16 protein-coding genes are annotated in these 16,640 nt (G+C 58.8%); 6 read left to right on the forward strand and 10 right to left on the reverse strand.

Annotated features, from left to right (window positions below; all coding sequences use genetic code 11):
• Positions 1 to 25 precede the first annotated feature (25 nt).
• Positions 26 to 1,324, forward strand: coding sequence for a cation:proton antiporter (locus FH08_RS0100065; RefSeq protein ID WP_031356347.1), 1,299 nt, complete (start codon positions 26 to 28; stop codon positions 1,322 to 1,324).
• A 49-nt stretch (positions 1,325 to 1,373) separates the two neighbouring features.
• On the opposite strand, the gene FH08_RS0100070 is transcribed toward FH08_RS0100065, so the two are convergent.
• Positions 1,374 to 2,483: a saccharopine dehydrogenase family protein gene (locus tag FH08_RS0100070; protein ID WP_031356348.1), complete on the reverse strand. Its 1,110-nt coding sequence runs from the start codon at positions 2,481 to 2,483 to the stop codon at positions 1,374 to 1,376.
• A 174-nt stretch (positions 2,484 to 2,657) separates the two neighbouring features.
• A complete protein-coding gene (locus tag FH08_RS0100075; protein WP_031356349.1) occupies positions 2,658 to 3,119 on the reverse strand; it encodes an Lrp/AsnC family transcriptional regulator in 462 nt (153 codons plus the stop codon).
• Between the two features lie 310 nt (positions 3,120 to 3,429).
• Here FH08_RS0100075 and FH08_RS0100080 point away from each other — a divergent pair, with 310 nt between their 5' ends.
• Complete coding sequence (locus tag FH08_RS0100080; protein ID WP_031356350.1) at positions 3,430 to 3,957, forward strand: Spy/CpxP family protein refolding chaperone; 528 nt, start codon at positions 3,430 to 3,432, stop codon at positions 3,955 to 3,957.
• 180 nt (positions 3,958 to 4,137) lie between these two features.
• Positions 4,138 to 4,572 carry a PGDYG domain-containing protein gene (locus FH08_RS0100085; RefSeq protein WP_031356351.1) on the forward strand — a complete coding sequence of 145 codons (435 nt, stop codon included), beginning with the start codon at positions 4,138 to 4,140 and terminating at the stop codon, positions 4,570 to 4,572.
• A gap of 48 nt (positions 4,573 to 4,620) precedes the next feature.
• Here the strand turns inward: FH08_RS0100085 and FH08_RS0100090 are convergent, their stop codons facing one another.
• The 7 genes from FH08_RS0100090 to FH08_RS0100120 form a co-directional block, all read right to left on the reverse strand.
• The gene (locus FH08_RS0100090) at positions 4,621 to 4,989 is read right to left on the reverse strand and encodes a DUF3022 domain-containing protein (RefSeq protein ID WP_031356352.1); all 369 of its coding nucleotides are present in this window, start codon (positions 4,987 to 4,989) and stop codon (positions 4,621 to 4,623) included.
• 1 nt (position 4,990) lies between these two features.
• The gene (locus FH08_RS0100095; protein ID WP_051887568.1) at positions 4,991 to 5,827 is read right to left on the reverse strand and encodes a YhfC family intramembrane metalloprotease; all 837 of its coding nucleotides are present in this window, start codon (positions 5,825 to 5,827) and stop codon (positions 4,991 to 4,993) included.
• Between the two features lie 19 nt (positions 5,828 to 5,846).
• The gene (locus FH08_RS0100100) at positions 5,847 to 6,923 is read right to left on the reverse strand and encodes a LacI family DNA-binding transcriptional regulator (protein WP_152602691.1); all 1,077 of its coding nucleotides are present in this window, start codon (positions 6,921 to 6,923) and stop codon (positions 5,847 to 5,849) included.
• A gap of 80 nt (positions 6,924 to 7,003) precedes the next feature.
• Positions 7,004 to 7,972: an NAD(P)-dependent oxidoreductase gene (locus FH08_RS0100105; protein ID WP_031356355.1), complete on the reverse strand. Its 969-nt coding sequence runs from the start codon at positions 7,970 to 7,972 to the stop codon at positions 7,004 to 7,006.
• Positions 7,973 to 8,027: 55 nt separating this feature from the next.
• Complete coding sequence (locus FH08_RS0100110) at positions 8,028 to 9,326, reverse strand: MFS transporter (protein ID WP_031356356.1); 1,299 nt, start codon at positions 9,324 to 9,326, stop codon at positions 8,028 to 8,030.
• Positions 9,327 to 9,377: 51 nt separating this feature from the next.
• The gene (locus tag FH08_RS0100115; RefSeq protein ID WP_031356357.1) at positions 9,378 to 10,355 is read right to left on the reverse strand and encodes a sugar kinase; all 978 of its coding nucleotides are present in this window, start codon (positions 10,353 to 10,355) and stop codon (positions 9,378 to 9,380) included.
• 54 nt (positions 10,356 to 10,409) lie between these two features.
• A complete protein-coding gene (locus FH08_RS0100120; protein ID WP_235210237.1) occupies positions 10,410 to 11,237 on the reverse strand; it encodes a sugar phosphate isomerase/epimerase family protein in 828 nt (275 codons plus the stop codon).
• 980 nt (positions 11,238 to 12,217) lie between these two features.
• Between FH08_RS0100120 and FH08_RS49225 the strand changes: the two genes are divergently transcribed.
• From FH08_RS49225 to FH08_RS0100130, 3 genes are all read left to right on the forward strand, one after another.
• Entirely contained in the window at positions 12,218 to 12,784 is a 567-nt protein-coding gene (locus FH08_RS49225; RefSeq protein WP_051887570.1) for a hypothetical protein, read from the forward strand.
• Between the two features lie 59 nt (positions 12,785 to 12,843).
• Positions 12,844 to 14,319 (forward strand): S8 family serine peptidase, encoded by a 1,476-nt coding sequence (locus FH08_RS49230; RefSeq protein WP_051887572.1) that lies wholly within the window; start codon positions 12,844 to 12,846, stop codon positions 14,317 to 14,319.
• Positions 14,320 to 14,398: 79 nt separating this feature from the next.
• A complete protein-coding gene (locus tag FH08_RS0100130; RefSeq protein WP_051887574.1) occupies positions 14,399 to 15,697 on the forward strand; it encodes a tetratricopeptide repeat-containing glycosyltransferase family protein in 1,299 nt (432 codons plus the stop codon).
• Between the two features lie 50 nt (positions 15,698 to 15,747).
• Here the strand turns inward: FH08_RS0100130 and FH08_RS0100135 are convergent, their stop codons facing one another.
• Complete coding sequence (locus tag FH08_RS0100135) at positions 15,748 to 16,638, reverse strand: LysR family transcriptional regulator (RefSeq protein WP_031356360.1); 891 nt, start codon at positions 16,636 to 16,638, stop codon at positions 15,748 to 15,750.
• Positions 16,639 to 16,640: the final 2 nt, after the last annotated feature.

The following is a 16,640-nucleotide window of genomic DNA, read 5'->3' on the forward strand; positions in this document are numbered from 1 at the left end:
TACGCTGGATTCACCTCAGGCTCTCATGACCGAAACGATATGGTTTCTCGTCGTCGGCGGTGTTCTCATTTTCATGGGGCTTGCCAGTTCGACGTTCAAACACCTGCCGATCAGCAGCGCCATGGTGTATCTCGCCATTGGTTTCGGGCTGGGTCCGTTTGGTATCGGCCTGCTGAAAATCGATCTGCTCGGCGATGCCACCTTGCTGCGCCGGATTACCGAAGTCGCCATGCTCGTCTCGCTATTCGCGATCGGCCTGCGCCTGCGCGTACCGCCCACCGACCGCATCTGGCTGCTGCCCGTGCGCCTTGGTCTCGTCGCGATGGTGGCGACGGTCGCCATCATGACGCTCGCAGGCGTCTATCTGCTGCACATGAACTGGGGACCCGCGTTGCTGATTGCCGCCATGCTAGCCCCCACGGATCCCGTACTCGCCCACGACGTGCAAGTGCAGGTCCCCGGCGATATCGACCTACTGCGCTTTTCGCTCACCGGCGAAGGGGGATTGAACGACGGAATCGCGCTGCCGTTTGCATTGCTGGGGATTGCGATATGCAACTACGAGGCGTCGCCCAAGCAGGCCCTGAGCTGGCATTTCGCCAGTGATGCCATCTGGGGTGTTACCGGTGCATTGGCCGTGGGCTGGCTGCTGGGTGACCTTGCGGTGCGCCTGATTGCGTGGCTGCGCACTCGCCATAGCCTGGCCCTTGGACCTGAGGGTTTTTATGCGCTGGGCTTGATCGCGCTCGCGTATGGCGTCGCCGAATTGATCCACACGTATGCGTTCCTGGCCGTGTTCGCGGCGGGCCTTGCGATGCGGCGTGTCGAGCAAAAAGCGAGCGGCGACAAGTCGGCGCATGAAGCGGTTGGCGTTATCGATACCGAAGACGTCGGCGCGACCGCCTCAGATCCGGACCGAGCGCATGCGTTTGTCGCGGAACGGGTGCTCGGCTTCACGATAGAACTCGAGCGAATCGCGGAAGTTGCGGTCATGCTGATGGTGGGCAGTGCGCTCGCCACCGTGTGGGACCGGCTGTTTACGTGGCAAGGCGCTGCGGTGGTCGGGCTATTGTTTTTCGTGGCGCGGCCGGTGTCGGTGCAGGCTTCGCTGCTGGGGTCATCGGCGACGGGCTCGCAACGCCTGCTCACCAGCTGGTTCGGAATTCGCGGCGTCGGGTCGTTTTATTACCTGATGTACGCATTGGAGCGCGCTCCTCGTAGTGCGGTCGAACCGCTTGCGCCGCTGGTGCTGGGAGTGATCGCGGCGTCGGTAATCCTGCATGGCATTACGTCGACGCCGCTGATGAACCGGTATAGCAGGTAGGTTGTCGCCCAAGAGCCCAAGAGCTCGGGCGAAAAACCACCCGCACGGGTCAGGCCGCCTGAAGTTGCCGGACAACGCCCAGCGTGCTCGCACCCTCGTACAACTGTCCGAACCGGTTTGCCAAAAACGCTTCCAGCGGGACCTGTTCCTGACGGATAAAACCGCTCTGCGGCAACACGCCTTCCCGGAACAGATCCAGTTCCGCGCAGATCGCGCCGGCCGTCGTGATTTGAATGGCGCTCATCGGCACCCCGCATACGTTCTTCGCGAAGATCTTGCGCGTGAATACATCCTGCACAAGACGGCCGTCGCGCATGCCTGTTGCCGTGACGAATACCAGCACCACGTCCTGCGCCGTAGCCGGCACCGCGCGCCGCAACATCGCCTTCAATCCGTCACGGTCACTCGACATGCGCAAGTCGTCGAGCAGGAACTTCATCAGCTCGCGATGGCCCGGATAACGCACCGACTTGTAATCCAGCGTTTCCACCTTGCCGGCCAGCGTTTCGCATAGCGTACCCAATCCGCCCGATGTATTGAACGCCTCGTACTCAGTGCCATCGAGCGAAAAATGCTCCAGCCCTTCCAGCGGCTGCACCCATTGCGTACTGCCGTCGCGGATAGCCTCGCACGGCTGGCAATATTCGTTGATCAACCCATCGATGCTCCAGGTCAGGTTGTATTTCAACGCATTCGTCGGAAACTCAGGCAACGCGCCAACCCGCATCTTGACTTCGCGCACCTCGGCGAAGCGCTTCGCCAGGTCGTGCGCCACGATGCCGATAAACCCCGGCGCCAAACCGCATTGAGGCATGAAGGCGTGGCTGGAGTCGTCGGCGATCGCGCGAATCGCATGGGTCGCCCGCACGTCTTCAGTCAGGTCGAAGTAATGCACGCCGGCCGCTTTCGCCGCCGTTGCCACGGTCACGGCGAGGTAATACGGCATTGCGTTGAGGAGTGCGTCGAAGCCTTGCAGCGCGAGACGCAGCGCGTTGGCATCGGCGGAATCGACGCGGCGGGTGGGAATACCCTGCGCTTCAAGCAGTTCGAGCGCGTGGGTATCGCGGTCGAAAACGACTACGTCGTAGTCGCCGGTTTCACGCAGCAAATGAGCAATGCTCTGGCCAATCAGGCCGGCGCCGATGAGGGCTATTTTCATGTTTATCTCCTTGATGGGCGGTCGAGAGGCAAATCTCCGACCACCAGTTTAGGAGCGCATGAATATTGATAAAAGACACAAAATGATGCGAATCGACTATCAGTTTCGACGTTTTGACGATTCGATGCGACAAACTGTATGAAATCGCGTCGTTGACCCTGTCGAACGAGCCGCTTAACCCAAGCCGCCGCGATCAACCTTGCGAGCAAGAATGATTGAGGTCGTCGTGCGTTCGACGCCTTCCAGGCCGCCGATTTCATCGAGGAGATCGTTCAGCCGGTCCGGGGAATCAGCACGCAGCCACGCGACATAATCGAACTCGCCACTCACTGCGCAAAGCAGTTGCATCTCGGGCATCCTGGCGAAACGCTTCTGCACATCGCGACCATACTTCGGCGCCAGCTTGATGCCCACGTAGGCCTGGATGCTGGCGTCGAGCACGTCTTGTCCGAGCCGCACGCCATACCCTGCTATCACGCCGGTCTTCTCGAGCCGCGCAAGCCGGGCGATCACGGTCGTGCGCGCAATGCCGAGTTGACGCGCGAGTTCGGACACGCTTTCACGGGCGTTCACCTGCAAGGATGCAACAAGGTTCCGGTCGATGTCGTCGAGCTGATCGAGGCGCGGCGGTCGCATGGGGCGTGATCCTTTGTTTGATTTTGTTTGAGCGTGACAAAAGCATGAAACAGCAGAGCCATTAAAACACGGGCGCATCAAACTGCGGCCGCCCCTGCTTCTTGGTTAAACTCCTACCGCTGTGAACCCGGCTTGCTCCCGGGTTTCATCTTCAACGCGTTTTTTTCGCAGACGTATCGGTTGTAAGCAGTTGTGGCAACTCAAGCAACGTCGCGCGCTAACATGATATTAATAGCGGCGTCGGCCAAACATCACACGTTATCTTTTCGTGTATTGCTTGCCCCTTCTCAATGGACCCAAGGTGTCACCCATGAAAAAAACATTCGTTGCACTGGCTGCCTCGCTGGCCCTCTCCACGGCTTTCGCCCAATCGTCCGCTCCGGCTGCGCCCGCCGCGCCCGCAGGCGCATCGACGCCGGATACGGCACGCGGCCAGGCGCGTGAAGCACGCGTCGAGCAACGTATTTCGGAACTGCATGCCAAGCTCAAGATCACCCCTGCGCAGGATGAGCAATGGAACAAGTTCGCCGACGTCATGCGCGACAACGGCCACACGATGGGCGATCTGTACCGTCAACGCATGGCGCTGGGCGACAACACGAGTGCGCTCGACGACATGAAGCAGTACGAGCAGATCACCCAAGCACACGCGGACGGCACGAAACATCTGGTCGATGCCTTCGAGCCGCTGTACGCGAGCCTTTCGCCCGAGCAGAAGAAACTCGCCGACGCAAGCTTCCACCAGTCGGGCAAACCGGGCGAGCACAAGGGCCGCGCGCCGCATCGCAAGGCGCCGGCAGCCGCAGCGGCTGATGGTGCTTCGACCACCAAGCCCTGAGTATTCCGGTAACGGCGCGATCTGAAGACCGGACTTCTTGCAGCTGATGTGCGTGAGCACGTGGAAAGGCGCCCGTATCGTGGTTTCGATGCGGGCGCTTTCACATTGCGATATGCATAGCAGCGAGCTTGGCGTTACGATCGCGGATTATTATCGTCTCAGCGTTTCCATTACATCCGCATGACACAAATCACCCTTACCCGCCTCGACCTTACTGCTGACCCCGCCGCACATCGCGTGGTGAAAGACGAAACCGTCGCGGTCCAGTTTGCTGAAGAACCCGGCTCGCTGATGAGCCTGGAAGGCCCGAACCGCTATGCTCCGGGCGATGCATTGATCACGGGCGCTACCGGTGAGCGCTGGGTGGTATCGCGGGATCGATTCGATGCAAAGTACGTCGCGCACGACGGCGTCACGCATGGCCATGCCGGGGCGTACCGCAACGTACCGGTCGCGGTCCTCGCGAAGCAAATGCACGAAGCGTTTTCAATCGCGCGTTCTGAAGCCGGCGATGTGCTTCACGGCGAAGCGGGTGATTGGGTCATGCAATACGCGCCGGGCGACTACGGGGTAGTCAAGGCGGTCCGTTTCGCGAAGGTGTACAAGCGCGCTTGATAAGCACGCTTTGTAGCCACGCCAAGCCGGGCTACTTTGCGCCCTGACTCACGCAAAATCCTCGCCTATATCTATCTCCACCGTGCGCGGCACGGTTTCTCCGCCCGCATACATCTCCTCGAGCGAGCCGAGCGTCGCTTCCACATAAGCACGCAGCACTGCATAACTGCGCGCGTGCATGCGCGGCGGCATCGCCCTGTAACGCGCGAGTGCGGCGGGATCGAAACGGATATCGATGGCAATTCGGCGCGCCGTTGCGCCGAAGCGCATCGCCACGTAATGAATCACGAGCGAAAGCTGGCCGTCGTCGCCCGGGCGCTCAGAGAATTGCGTCTGCTCCGGAAACAGATCGCTGACCACGCGCGCCAGTAATTCGATATCGGCACTCGCGCAGTCGTATTGATATTCGTCGTCCATCTCAGTCTCCGGCCTTTGCACCTGATACACCCGCCACGCGCGCCGCTCGATTCGCGGCCGCCGCCACGCCCAGGAAATAGCGCCGCAGCGCACGCATCACGATCAACCCGAACACGAGATACACGGCGTCGGCGGCGAGCAGCGGAATCAGGCGCGCCTGATACAGCGCAACCGGCAACGCGATCAGCGCGTGCGCGACGATCATGAACGGCAGCGTGAAGCGGAAACGCTCACGCAGCATGTGCCACATTGCAACCGACAATCCCACCTGGAACACGAACGCCGACGCCCGCTCGACCAGGAACAACGCGGCCGTTTCCGGCGCGAGACTGCCGAGCACGGCGTGCAACCGCAGCAGAGACTCAGCCGGGACGCTCGTGAAATATTGATCGAGCATGCCGCGATCGGCAAGCAGCGCGTAAAGGATCCACTGCAGTTGCACCAGCACGCCAACGAGCCATGCTTCCGCCCCGCCGTGGCCGATTCCATAACCCAGCGCCGTGCCCGGGCGCTGCAATGAGGCGGGATCGCGCCTGATCAGCCATTTCATGCCGGCGTAGCGCCCGACTTCTTCGCAGATACCCGTCGCAAGCGCACCGTAGATCAAGAAAGTGGCCGGATTCAGCAGCAGGCCGACCGTGGTTGCGTTGCTCAGGACGAGCCCGTGCAGGCCGCGTTCGATCACCATCGAAAACAGAGCGAAGACCGCGATCCCGACAATCACGTCGCGCCGCTCGAAACCAAAGCGGGGTTTCGTCTTGCGATACAACCAGATAGGCAACGCGGCAATCAGCAGCGTCGCGAGGGTGATACAGACCAGCGCTAAGGCACTTACCATTAATTAAATTTCCTCAAAACTATGTACTGCCGCGTGGTGTTGGTGCAGATGTCGATGCCCGCACGACCAGTTCGCCCGGCAGAAGGCATTCTCGCGGCGCCACGACCGCGCCTTCTATGCGCTCGTGCAGGAACTCGACGGCGCGCTCGCCTATGGTATAGGTCGGCTGGCGCACGGTCGTCATGCCGGCGAGTTCGGCCCACTCGGAGTCATCGATACTCATCAGCGCCACTTGTCGCTGCCAGTCGGCGCCATGACGCTCCTTCAGATGCAGCGCGAGACGCAATGCTACCGGCGCGTTCGCCGCAAACAGCGCTACGCGGCGGTTCCGCCGTTGCGCGGCGTCAATACGCCCATCGATTTCGGCGAGGGTTTCGTCATTATCCAGATCGAGCACGATCGTGGCGCCTGAAACGTCTGATACGCCTGACGCTCCGGAAACGCCGAGCGCGCCGATAGTGTCACGAAATGCCGCTTCGCGCACGCGTCGCGAGCTGACCTGCGCGTACGGCTGGACGATAAACAGCAGTTCGTCGAAACCCTGATTCACCAGATGCTGGACCGCCATCCGCACCGCTTCGATGTTGTCCAGTCCGACCATGTCGGTGATGACCCCTTCCACCGAGCGGTCCACCAGCACGACCGGCACACCGCCGCGAGTGAGCGTTTCCAGCGTCTCTTCTTTCACACCAAGCGCATTCACGATCACGCCTTCCACGCGATAGGTGCTCAGCAGTTGCAGGTATCGCCGTTCAAGATCAATCTCGTTCGCCGCGTGGCAGATCAGCGGCATATAACCATACGCGTGACAGGCCGCCTCCACGCCCTGCAGCACTTCAACCGAGTAAGGATTCGTCAGGTCCGCGACCAGCATCCCGACCAGCCGATTGCGCCCTCGTTTGAGGCCGCGTGCCATCTGGTTCGGGCGGTAATCGAGCTTCGCGATCGCCTCTTCTATGCGCTCGCGCAATTCCGTCGACAACACGCCCGTCTCGCCGTTCAGATAACGCGAGATGCTGGTCTTGCCGGTGCCGGCTTCGCGCGCGACGTCAGTGATGGTCGCGCGCCGGTCATTCGAAAAGTTGTCTCTTGCCATGTTCTCGTTCGACATCCGATAAAAACAAAGCGCGCCACGGCGCGCTTAGTCCTTTGCAGCAAGCTTGGCGATCAAGCCGCTCAGCGCCTCAATGCTTCCGGATTCACCATGTTGTTCGTCAGCGTGCCATTCAGCGCACCGATCAAATTCTCAGCAGCGTTCTTATTCATCGCGTGGCGGGTTTCGTGCGTGGCCGAGCCGATATGCGGCAGCGCCACCACGTTCTTCATCTTGAGCAATGGCGAGTCGGCGGGCAGCGGTTCTTTCACAAACACATCGAGGCCTGCACCGAGGATCGTACCGTCCTGCAGTGCTTGAATCAGCGCATCTTCATCCACCGTCGGTCCGCGCGATGCGTTGATCAGGATCGCGCTGCGTTTCATCTTCTTCAGTTGCTCAGCGCCGATCAGGTTGCGCGTTTCAGCGGTCAACGGGACTTGCAACAGCACAAAGTCCGAGGTGGCCAGCAGTTCGTCGAGCTCGACTTTCTTCGCGCCGTAATCGCGTTCAGCCTGCGCATTCGGGCTGCGGTTCGTGTACAGCACATTCATCCGGAAACCGAGCGACGCACGCCGCGCAACCGCACCGCCAATGCGCCCCAGCCCGATGATACCGAGCGTCTTGCCCTGGACATCGACACCGAAACAGTCTTCGCCAATGCTCTTCGTCCACTTGCCTGCCTTCACCCACTCCGCCAATTCGACCACGCGGCGCGCGCTTGCGAGGATCAATGCGAAGACTGTATCCGCCGTCGATTCCGTCAGCACGTCCGGCGTGTTCGTGAGCACGATGCCGCGGCGGTTCAGGTCGGCGATATCGAAGGCATCGAAGCCCACGGAAACCGTCGCTAGTGCTTTGAGCTTCGTCGCCCCTTCGAGCATGGCCGGTGTGATCTGCACGCTTGCGCCGATCGCGCCATCGGCCTCTTTCAATGCCGTGACGAACGCGTCATGCTGCTTCGGGTCAACGGTCGTGACATCCGCGTGTTCCTGCAGATACGCAAGCACGTCCGCGGGCAATGGCTTATACGCGACGATTTTCTTTTTCATCGAAACAGGTCCTGTGGAGTCAAGAAGGTTATGTGTCTCTAATGTCTCTAGCGTATCAAGCACGTGTGGCCAGTTTAGCGGCGGCTGCGATCGGCTGCGGTTTCACGATCAGCGTCAGTATCACGGCTGCCACCAGCGCAGCGCTCATGAACACATACGACGCTGCCGGTGACCCCGTCGCGCCGTTCAGGTACCCGACCACATACGATCCGACAAACGATCCAAGCGCGCCCATGCTGTTGATCAGCGCCATGGCGCCGCCCGCCACGTTCTTCGGCAACAACTCGGGCACGATTGCGAAGAACGGGCCGTAAGGCGCGTACATGGCGGCACCGGCGATCACGAGCAGCGCATAGGAGCCCCAGAAACTTGTCGATCCAAGCAAGTACGATCCCGCGAAAGCGAATGCGCCGATCAGCAGGAACGGCCATACGAACAACTTGCGGCGCTCGAGTTTGTCGGACGCCCACGAGGCAGCAATCATCGCAATGGTCGCAGCAAGATACGGCACGGCCGACAGCCAGCCCGTCTCGACCATGCCGAACGTGGAAGCGTTCTTGAGGATCGACGGCAGCCACAACACGAAGCCGTATACACCGATGCTCCAGCAGAAATACTGCGCGGACAGCTTGATCACCGCGGGCGACTTGAACGCCTCGCTATAGTTCTTGACCGGTTTGATTGCCGCTTGTTCCGCGCGCAGCGTATTGTCCAGATCGCGTTTTTCCTGCTCGGACAGCCACTTAACCTGCGCCGGCTTGTCCTGCACGATGAACCACCAGATCACCGCCCAGATGATCGCCGGCGCGCCCTCGACCACGAACATGTGGCGCCAGCCGAACGAGTTGATCAGGTAACCCGATACCACCGACATCCACAGCACCGTCACCGGATTGCCCAGGATCAGGAAGGTGTTGGCGCGCGATCGCTCGGATTTTGTGAACCAGTTGGAGATGAAGATCAGCATCGCGGGCATCACGGCCGCTTCCACGACACCGAGCATGAATCGCAGCACCATCAGCGAAGGGATGTTGGTGACCACGCCAGTCAGCGCGGCGCAGCCGCCCCACAGGATCAGGCTCACGAACACGAGCTTCTTCACACTGCGACGCTCGGCGTAGATCGCGCCGGGAATCTGGAAGAAGAAATAGCCGAGGAAGAACAATGCGCCGATCAGCGACGCCAACCCTTTGCTGATGCCGAGATCGTGATTGATACCGGCCGCCGACGCAAAGCCGAAGTTCGCACGGTCGAGATACGCGAGGCTGTACGTGATGAATACGATCGGCATGATCGTCCACCAGCGGCGCACCGCGAGCTTGGCTGTACTGGTGTTGACACTGGCTGATTGCATGATTGTCTCCGTCCTTGGCTTTTTGCTCTGTGATGGGGCTATGAAGCGGCTTTATAAGGCGACGTTGGCTGCCGCGACGTTGGCTTGTTCCAGCGCATCGAGTTCGCTGCGGGTCGGCAGACCTTCGCTATCGCCGATTACCTGGATCGCCAGTGCGCCGATGCGGTTGCCGCGTGTCAGCGCGTGCCGCACGTCGCGCCCTTCCAGCAGCGCGCTCACCACGCCGACGGCGAAACCATCGCCGGCGCCGACTGTATCGACGACATTTTTCACCGGGATCGCCGGCACCGTGCCTTCGTCGTTATCCACGGTCCGGAAGTACGCGCCTTGCGCCCCGAGCTTCACCACCACGCCCTTCGCACCTTGATCCAGATAGAACCGCGCGATGTCCTCAGGCTTCGTGAAACCCGTCAGGATCTTGCCTTCGCTGACACCCGGCATCACCCAGTCCGCCAGCGCGGCCAGCGCGTTCAGCGATTCCGCCATCGCTTCCTGTGATGGCCAGAGCGTGGGACGCAGGTTCGGATCGAAGGAGATGGTCTTGCCGGCCTTGCGCATCTCGCGCGCCATGTGAAAACCAAGTTCACGTGAGCTCGCCGAAATGGCCGGCGCGACGCCCGTCAGATGCAAATGGCGAGCGCCCAGCACGTAATCGGCTACGTAGTCGTCCAGCGACATATGGCTCGCCGCTGACCCTTTGCGAAAGTATTCGATCGCCGGATCGCTGCCGTCGTCATTCTTCGATTTGAGCTGGAAAGCGGTCGGATAACGGTCGTCGATGGTGACGCAACCCGCGTCGATGCCTTCCTGCGCGAGCACATCGAGCACGTATCGGCCGAACGAATCCTTACCCACACGGCTCATCCAGCCGACCTTGAAACCGAGTCGCGACAAACCGATCGCAACGTTCAGGTCCGCGCCGGCCACGCGCTTGATGAACTGGCCGACCTTCGCGAGATCGCCGGTCTCGACGGCGACGAACATCGTCATGGCTTCGCCGTAGGTCACGACATCGAGAGAGGTTTTCATAAGCGGTCCTTCGTCATTCATTGATGGGATATGCAGCTGATTTTCAGGCCGATTTCAGGCCGATTCGAGTTGTTTGACGTAGCGCGCAGCATCGGCGGCGAGATTGTCCTGATCGAATGGAAATTCGATGCCGCGCGCAACGCCGGCCGGCAGACAAGCCAGCAATTCGGCGAAGTGCGCATCGTCGGTTGCGGGCGCCGTTGCGAAACGCCGGGCGCCTTCGCCCTGCACCGCCTTGCAATGCACGTAGCCCACGAATTTGGTCAGGCGCCTCGCTGCTTCGAGCGGATCTTGTTGCGCCCAGCGCCAGTTGCCGGTATCGAAAGTCATAGAGAGCGTGTGCGAGCGAGTGTCCAGCGCCTCGAACAACGTGGAGAACGCATCGATTGTGCCGCCCGCTTTCATTTGACCGTTTTCGACGACAACCTGCGCGGTGGAATTTCGGATGCCGCTAATCAGGCGATCGAGCGTCGAGGGATCCGTCGCCGTGCCGGCGCTTTCTGACCCGCCGAGCTGGAATTTGACGATACGCGCATCGAGCGCAGCGGCTTCGTCCAGGGTTTGCTCCATCGCGGATTCATCGAGGGCGCCGGTATCGTCGAAAAGCGTCGCGGGGGTGGAATAAACGGGCCAGATGCCGGCCGTACGGATCCGCTGACCGAGTTCATACAGGGAAGCGGGCTGGGATTGAGCCTTATAAGAGAACAATTCGCGGCGGACTTCGAAACCAGCCGCGCCGGCTTTTGCCGCCACTTCCGCCCAGGCTGCATGGCCGTCGCGGCGGATCGTTTCCGCGCCAAATGCGCTCGCCACGATAACGACAGGGACGGTCGCATTCGCCCGGGTGTTTTTGATCAGATTTCCAGAATTGCCGTATTCCACAGTGGAATTTGCCTTTAACCGGCTAATGGAACCGGTTCCAAGAACGAATTTCAAAAAAGACGCGTGATGCGTCCGGATAATTTCGCATGATGCGCCGGGGGTTTGAGAGGCGCTATTCTGGAAATCCCTAAGAAAGCGGTATCCGCGTCGTTTGCACCGAAACGACTCCTAAATTTGGTCTCAGAAGATTAACGTGGAGCACCCGGCGGTCTCTGCTATCGGAACGCCGCGTGATCCATAAAGAACCGAAAAATCGACCGAAATCAATACCCCGCCGTGAATTGCGCTCGCCACCGGCCCAAGCTGTGACGTCGGACAGAGAATAGATGAACCGCGATTGCTCGCGCGTGCGTCTGACAGGCGAGTGTTCATCCGCCAACCCAAAGTGTCACTCTTTGTTCAATGACTTCATACCTATCTGGCTGCGAGTAAAGAGACAAGAAAAATTTGCAGCGACAACTTGAGGAACGCACGGCACTAAAGCTGTTTCCCAACCAGGCGAGATCTCCTCAAAGAAAATCGTCCATCATGAACCGCCGAATAGCACGAGATTTCAGCAAGCCCTCGCCCATCGCATCGAGCAATACCGCTGTCCTCACTTTATGACGACGACTCGTAGAAGAACGCTTTCTCCTCGTGACGGTCAGGCCTACTGACATAGCTCTCCATCAAGTCAACACGATCTAGGATAAATCCTATTTTGCCGGCAGAAGGTTACTTTCTTTATTACGCAACGTAAGCTATCTGACGTCTTAACGCTGTGAATCCCTGTCAACGTCTGCGCCTCACCTGCGACAACAATCCGGCCGGTTACGATGGGATTGCTGAATAAAGCGATGTGCATCTAATTGGAGTACTAAACGATAAAGCGAGATCGCTAAACATGACCCGCGCTGACATAGCGCAAAAGGTTGACACCCCAGATCGCGCTCGCGAATACCAAAAGCGCCCCACTTAGTAGTAGTGCAAGGTATAAAAATATGAAAAAGCAGGGACAAAAAAACTATCCAGAACAAGCCACCGGCATCTCTCTGCTGCGACGACCTAAAGGGCGCCGCTGGATTGCCAGCGCAGCCGGTGTATTCGTGTTAATCGCTCTAGCGGCATGTGGTGGAAACGGAGGCGTTGAAACGGATTCCGCAACGGCACCGAAACTGGACAAACTTGCAGCCAGCGCCAACGGTTCGAGCATGGACTCCGCGCAAATGTCGTCAGCGATAAACGAAAGCAGCATTGCTCCGGACTCGTTGACAGACCGTTTCATCGTCAAATACAAAGACGGGACGACCGAACGGAAAGCTCCCTCGACGATCCAGTCGAAATTTGATCGGCAGCGTGGCACCTTCCCTGCAAAGGCACGCCATCTGCGTCGCATGGGTATCGGAGCTGATGTTGTGACGACCGATCGAAAGCTGAATGCGAATGAAGCGAAAGCATTCATGCGGGTTATTGCCGCAGACCCCGACGTTGAGTATGTAGAACCCGACGTGATAATGTCGGCGCAAATGGTTCCAAACGATCCTGAATACATAAATCAATGGGACTAACTTCAAATCTGAAGCCGGGAACGAAAACTGCAGGAATTCGCGTTGAGGATGCTTGGGACATGACTAAGGGTTCGGGATCCGTAATTGCGATTGTGGACAGCGGCGTTACAAACCACAGCGATCTCAATCTTAATATCCTGTCCGGATACGACTTCACCCCTGACAATAATGGGGGCAATGGCAGTGATCCAGGCATCACAACCGAAACCTGTTCGGTCACATGGCACGGGACGCACGTCGCGGGCATCGCTGCCGCGTTAACAAATAACAGCGTTGGTATTGCAGGGGTAGCGCCGGCCGCTAAGGTTGTGCCAGTTCGAGTATTGAATGCATGCGGTAAAGGCTTCATGTCCAGCATTGCAGACGGCATTACTTGGGCAGCGGGCGGAAGTGTCCCTAATACGCCGGTGACTGCGCATCGTGCGAAGGTCATTAATTTGAGCTTGGGCGGTCTCGGGGACTGCGATAAAACAATGCAGAGTGCAATCGACTACGCGACTAGCGAAGGGGCGGTAGTAGTCGTAGCAGCAGGAAACAATGGTGTCGACGCGGCGTACTTTCAGCCTGCCAACTGTCGTAATGTGATCAGTGTTGGCGGGAGTGCTCCAGATGGCACCAATTACGGTTACTCGAACTACGGACCCGCGGTTGATGTTGCAGCACCCAGCACCTCAATCTTGTCCACGTACAACGACGGAACGTCTACACCTGGCGCCGAAGGGTATCGATACTTGACCGGTACGTCGATGGCCGCCCCATTCGTAAGCGGCGTTGTCGCGCTCGCGCAGTCAGTAGCTCCGACACCGTTGACTTACGCGGAAATGCGGACTTTGATCCAGCAAAACGTACAGCCGTTTGCTCCTAACACGCCGAATAATCCTATCGGGCAAGGAATTGTCGATGCAACGGCAACGGTCGCTGCTGCAAAGTCCGGAAACATCCCTATCGCGGCAGATTTCGCGTGCTCGCAAGCTGTCAACATAATGCAAGTGAAATGCAAAGACTTGTCTACATCCAGAGGGGGGGCGCCTATCTGCTCATGGGTCTGGAATTTCTACAAAGAATTCAGAGAAGATCAAGCTAATCGGACATACTCAAACTCCGTCGACCCCTACGCGAACTACGAAGACGCTGGCGAATATCTAATTCGATTAAAAGTCACGGATAGCAATGGCACCACTAGTACACTGACTCGTGCGGTTTCAGTGGTTGCCCCGACCGTCTTCTCCTTAGATTTTGATATACCGTATCTTGTCTCATTGCCTTCTTATGAGATGCGTTATCTCCAACTCGATATCCCAACTGGGCTAAAGAGCATGACGGTCAACCTTGTTCAAGGGAGAGCGAACGACGGAGCATGGCTCTTTCTCGCCCGGTCGCCAACTCCGATCGCGCCGTATTGCCAATCAGGTATGGGGAATAATCACCCTGCGGTCTGTAAAGTTACCAATCCAGTTCCAGGCCCCTATTTCGTTATCGTCAGCGGGACAACTGACCTCGAATCGGCGAAGCTCACCGCTACTTACGAGCAATAGCCCGTTGCAACTACTCCCCTCAGTGACCCCTCATATGGGTCACCGGGGCAGATCTTCATGCACTACTGACAAACAGAAAATGATGCTTGAGCAGGACACCCTCCAAGAAGGCCTTGATCTCATCGCCGCTCTATCGAAAAGCAACCTTATCAGCCAGCTTGAAGAAGCCGTCACGGACTTGAGAACGCGATTTGCCGATAATGCCAACGCGCTCAAGTCACTCGCATTCGTCTTGAACACAAACGATCGATTCGCGGAAGCGTGCAGTGTCGCGAGACAGGGACTAACCGTTGATCCGACGCATCCTTTGCTACATCACAATGCAGCGCGCTCGTTGGGCATTCGTGGCAGGACCATCGAAAGTCGGCCGTACAGTATGGAAGCCGCGCGGCTCTTGCCCGACAACCCGTATATGCAATTTCACTTAGCAGGGGTGCAGCTCGCACTCGGTGAATATGACGAAGGCTGGAAGCGTTATCGATGGTTCTATGAAATTCCCGGCGCCGCGCACCAACGGACTAGCCCCACATTTCCTGAGTGGAATGGCGAGCCTGTCGCGGGCTGCCAGTTCCTGCTTGTCGGCGAACAGGGATGCGGCGATCAAATACAGTTCCTGAGATTCGCCAATTGGTTAGTTTGGCAAGGAGCAACGGTTGATGTGCTGGTGAGTGAGCCGATAGCGGGCTTGGCAGCCAGCATGGATAGCGTGAGGGCGGTATTCACCACGATGCCGCCTGGCCCCTATACCTACTGGTGCCACATGCTAAGAATGCCGGAGCATGTGAAGCTTGATTTGCAGATGCTGCCTGTTGCAATGCCTTATCTCTCAGCAACACGGGATAAACAGCGCCATTGGAAAACTCGCATTGATGGCATGTCGCCGCCCGCAAGGCGGGTAAAGAATAGACGCGTCGGGATTGTGTGGGCGGGTAACTCTGCTCACCCGCTTGACCGTTTTCGCTCTATCCGGCTTGATACATTGAGGCCGCTATTTGCGCTCACCGATATAACCTGGTTTTCTGTACAAAAGGGCGACCGGGAATACGAGAGCGAATCGCTGTCGAATGAATTCGAACTGCACAACTTAGGTCCGGCTATCGACGACTTCACCGATACGCTGGCCATACTCCATTCACTTGATTTACTCATTACAGTAGACACGTCAGTGGCGCATCTTGCCGGCGCCGCTGCACTACCCGTCTGGACGTTCGTCGCCGCTAACACTGAATGGCGATGGCTAGTCGATAGAACAGATAGCCCGTGGTATCCGTCGATGCGACTATTTCGTCAGCATCAACTAGGCGATTGGGAAACCGTTATCGAGGAAGTGCGGTATGCATTGCAGGATGGGTTGAGCATGCACGACGCTGAGACTTGATTTTTCACACGCCCTTTGAGGTTTTGCAAAACCAAGGGCTCGATACAAATTCACTTCCCAGCCCCCTCCTCCACGCACAGCGCATAAAACCTCCCCGCCGCCCGCGACGCCGCCGCCCCGTGCGGCATCAGGATCGAAAACCGTCGCGTCAGCGGCTCCGGCGCAATTCGCAAGCGCTGCAGCGCGCCGTCCTCATGGCGCATCGACATCGCCGACACAAAACCAATTCCCATCCCCGCCCGCACCGCTTCCTTCACGCCCTCCACGCCCGCGATTTCCAGTGCAACGCGCATCTGCGCACCGGCCCGGGCGCATGCGCGCTCGACCAACTGGCGCACGCCGGATCCGCCCTCGCGCAAGACCAGCGAATGAGCGCACACCGCTTCCAGAGTCACCCCGCCGGCAATAGCCGCCAGCGGATGTCCACTCGGCGCAATTGCCACGATTTCGTCCTCGCGCCACGCCGTGACTTCGGTTCCCGGCGGCAAATCCGCGCCCACCGGCCCTTCGATCATCGCGATATCCAGCGAACCCAGCGTCGCGACGATTTCCGTCGTATTCCCGTTGATCGTGTGAACCGTCACATCCGGATGCTGCCGATGAAACTCCGCAATCAGATAAGGCAACAGGTAACTCGCCGGCGTCGTGCTCGCGCCAATCCTCAGCGTGCCGCGCTCGAGCCCCCGCAGCGCATTCCGGTACGCGCGCGCTTGGCCCACCGTCTCCCGGATTCGCGTCGCATAAACCGCGAGCTGTTCGCCGGCGGCGGTCAGCCGAATTCCGCGACCCTCGCGCTGATACAGCGGCTCGCCGAATTCGTCCTGTAACTGGCGCAACTGCCCCGAGACAGCCGGCTGCGACAAATGCAGCGCGAGTGCTGCCCGGCTGATATTGGAATGCTCGGCGACGGTGGCGAAGGTTATAAGCTGGTCTGGGGTCATTT

The sequence above is a fragment of the Caballeronia sordidicola genome (genome assembly GCF_000729995.1).
Lineage (GTDB): Bacteria > Pseudomonadota > Gammaproteobacteria > Burkholderiales > Burkholderiaceae > Caballeronia > Caballeronia sordidicola_A.

Excerpts from the sequence above, each read along its gene's own strand:
- FH08_RS0100080 (WP_031356350.1), top strand. The coding sequence starts at position 3,430 with ATGAAAAAAACATTCGTTGCACTGGCTGCCTCGCTGGCCCTCTCCACG.
- FH08_RS0100070 (WP_031356348.1), bottom strand. The coding sequence starts at position 2,483 with ATGAAAATAGCCCTCATCGGCGCCGGCCTGATTGGCCAGAGCATTGCT.
- FH08_RS0100095 (WP_051887568.1), bottom strand. The coding sequence starts at position 5,827 with ATGGTAAGTGCCTTAGCGCTGGTCTGTATCACCCTCGCGACGCTGCTG.
- FH08_RS0100085 (WP_031356351.1), top strand. The coding sequence starts at position 4,138 with ATGACACAAATCACCCTTACCCGCCTCGACCTTACTGCTGACCCCGCC.
- FH08_RS0100075 (WP_031356349.1), bottom strand. The coding sequence starts at position 3,119 with ATGCGACCGCCGCGCCTCGATCAGCTCGACGACATCGACCGGAACCTT.
- FH08_RS0100115 (WP_031356357.1), bottom strand. The coding sequence starts at position 10,355 with ATGAAAACCTCTCTCGATGTCGTGACCTACGGCGAAGCCATGACGATG.
- FH08_RS0100065 (WP_031356347.1), top strand. The coding sequence starts at position 26 with ATGACCGAAACGATATGGTTTCTCGTCGTCGGCGGTGTTCTCATTTTC.
- FH08_RS0100105 (WP_031356355.1), bottom strand. The coding sequence starts at position 7,972 with ATGAAAAAGAAAATCGTCGCGTATAAGCCATTGCCCGCGGACGTGCTT.
- FH08_RS0100130 (WP_051887574.1), top strand. The coding sequence starts at position 14,399 with ATGATGCTTGAGCAGGACACCCTCCAAGAAGGCCTTGATCTCATCGCC.
- FH08_RS49230 (WP_051887572.1), top strand. The coding sequence starts at position 12,844 with ATGACTAAGGGTTCGGGATCCGTAATTGCGATTGTGGACAGCGGCGTT.
- FH08_RS0100090 (WP_031356352.1), bottom strand. The coding sequence starts at position 4,989 with ATGGACGACGAATATCAATACGACTGCGCGAGTGCCGATATCGAATTA.
- FH08_RS0100135 (WP_031356360.1), bottom strand. The coding sequence starts at position 16,638 with ATGACCCCAGACCAGCTTATAACCTTCGCCACCGTCGCCGAGCATTCC.
- FH08_RS49225 (WP_051887570.1), top strand. The coding sequence starts at position 12,218 with ATGAAAAAGCAGGGACAAAAAAACTATCCAGAACAAGCCACCGGCATC.
- FH08_RS0100110 (WP_031356356.1), bottom strand. The coding sequence starts at position 9,326 with ATGCAATCAGCCAGTGTCAACACCAGTACAGCCAAGCTCGCGGTGCGC.
- FH08_RS0100100 (WP_152602691.1), bottom strand. The coding sequence starts at position 6,923 with ATGGCAAGAGACAACTTTTCGAATGACCGGCGCGCGACCATCACTGAC.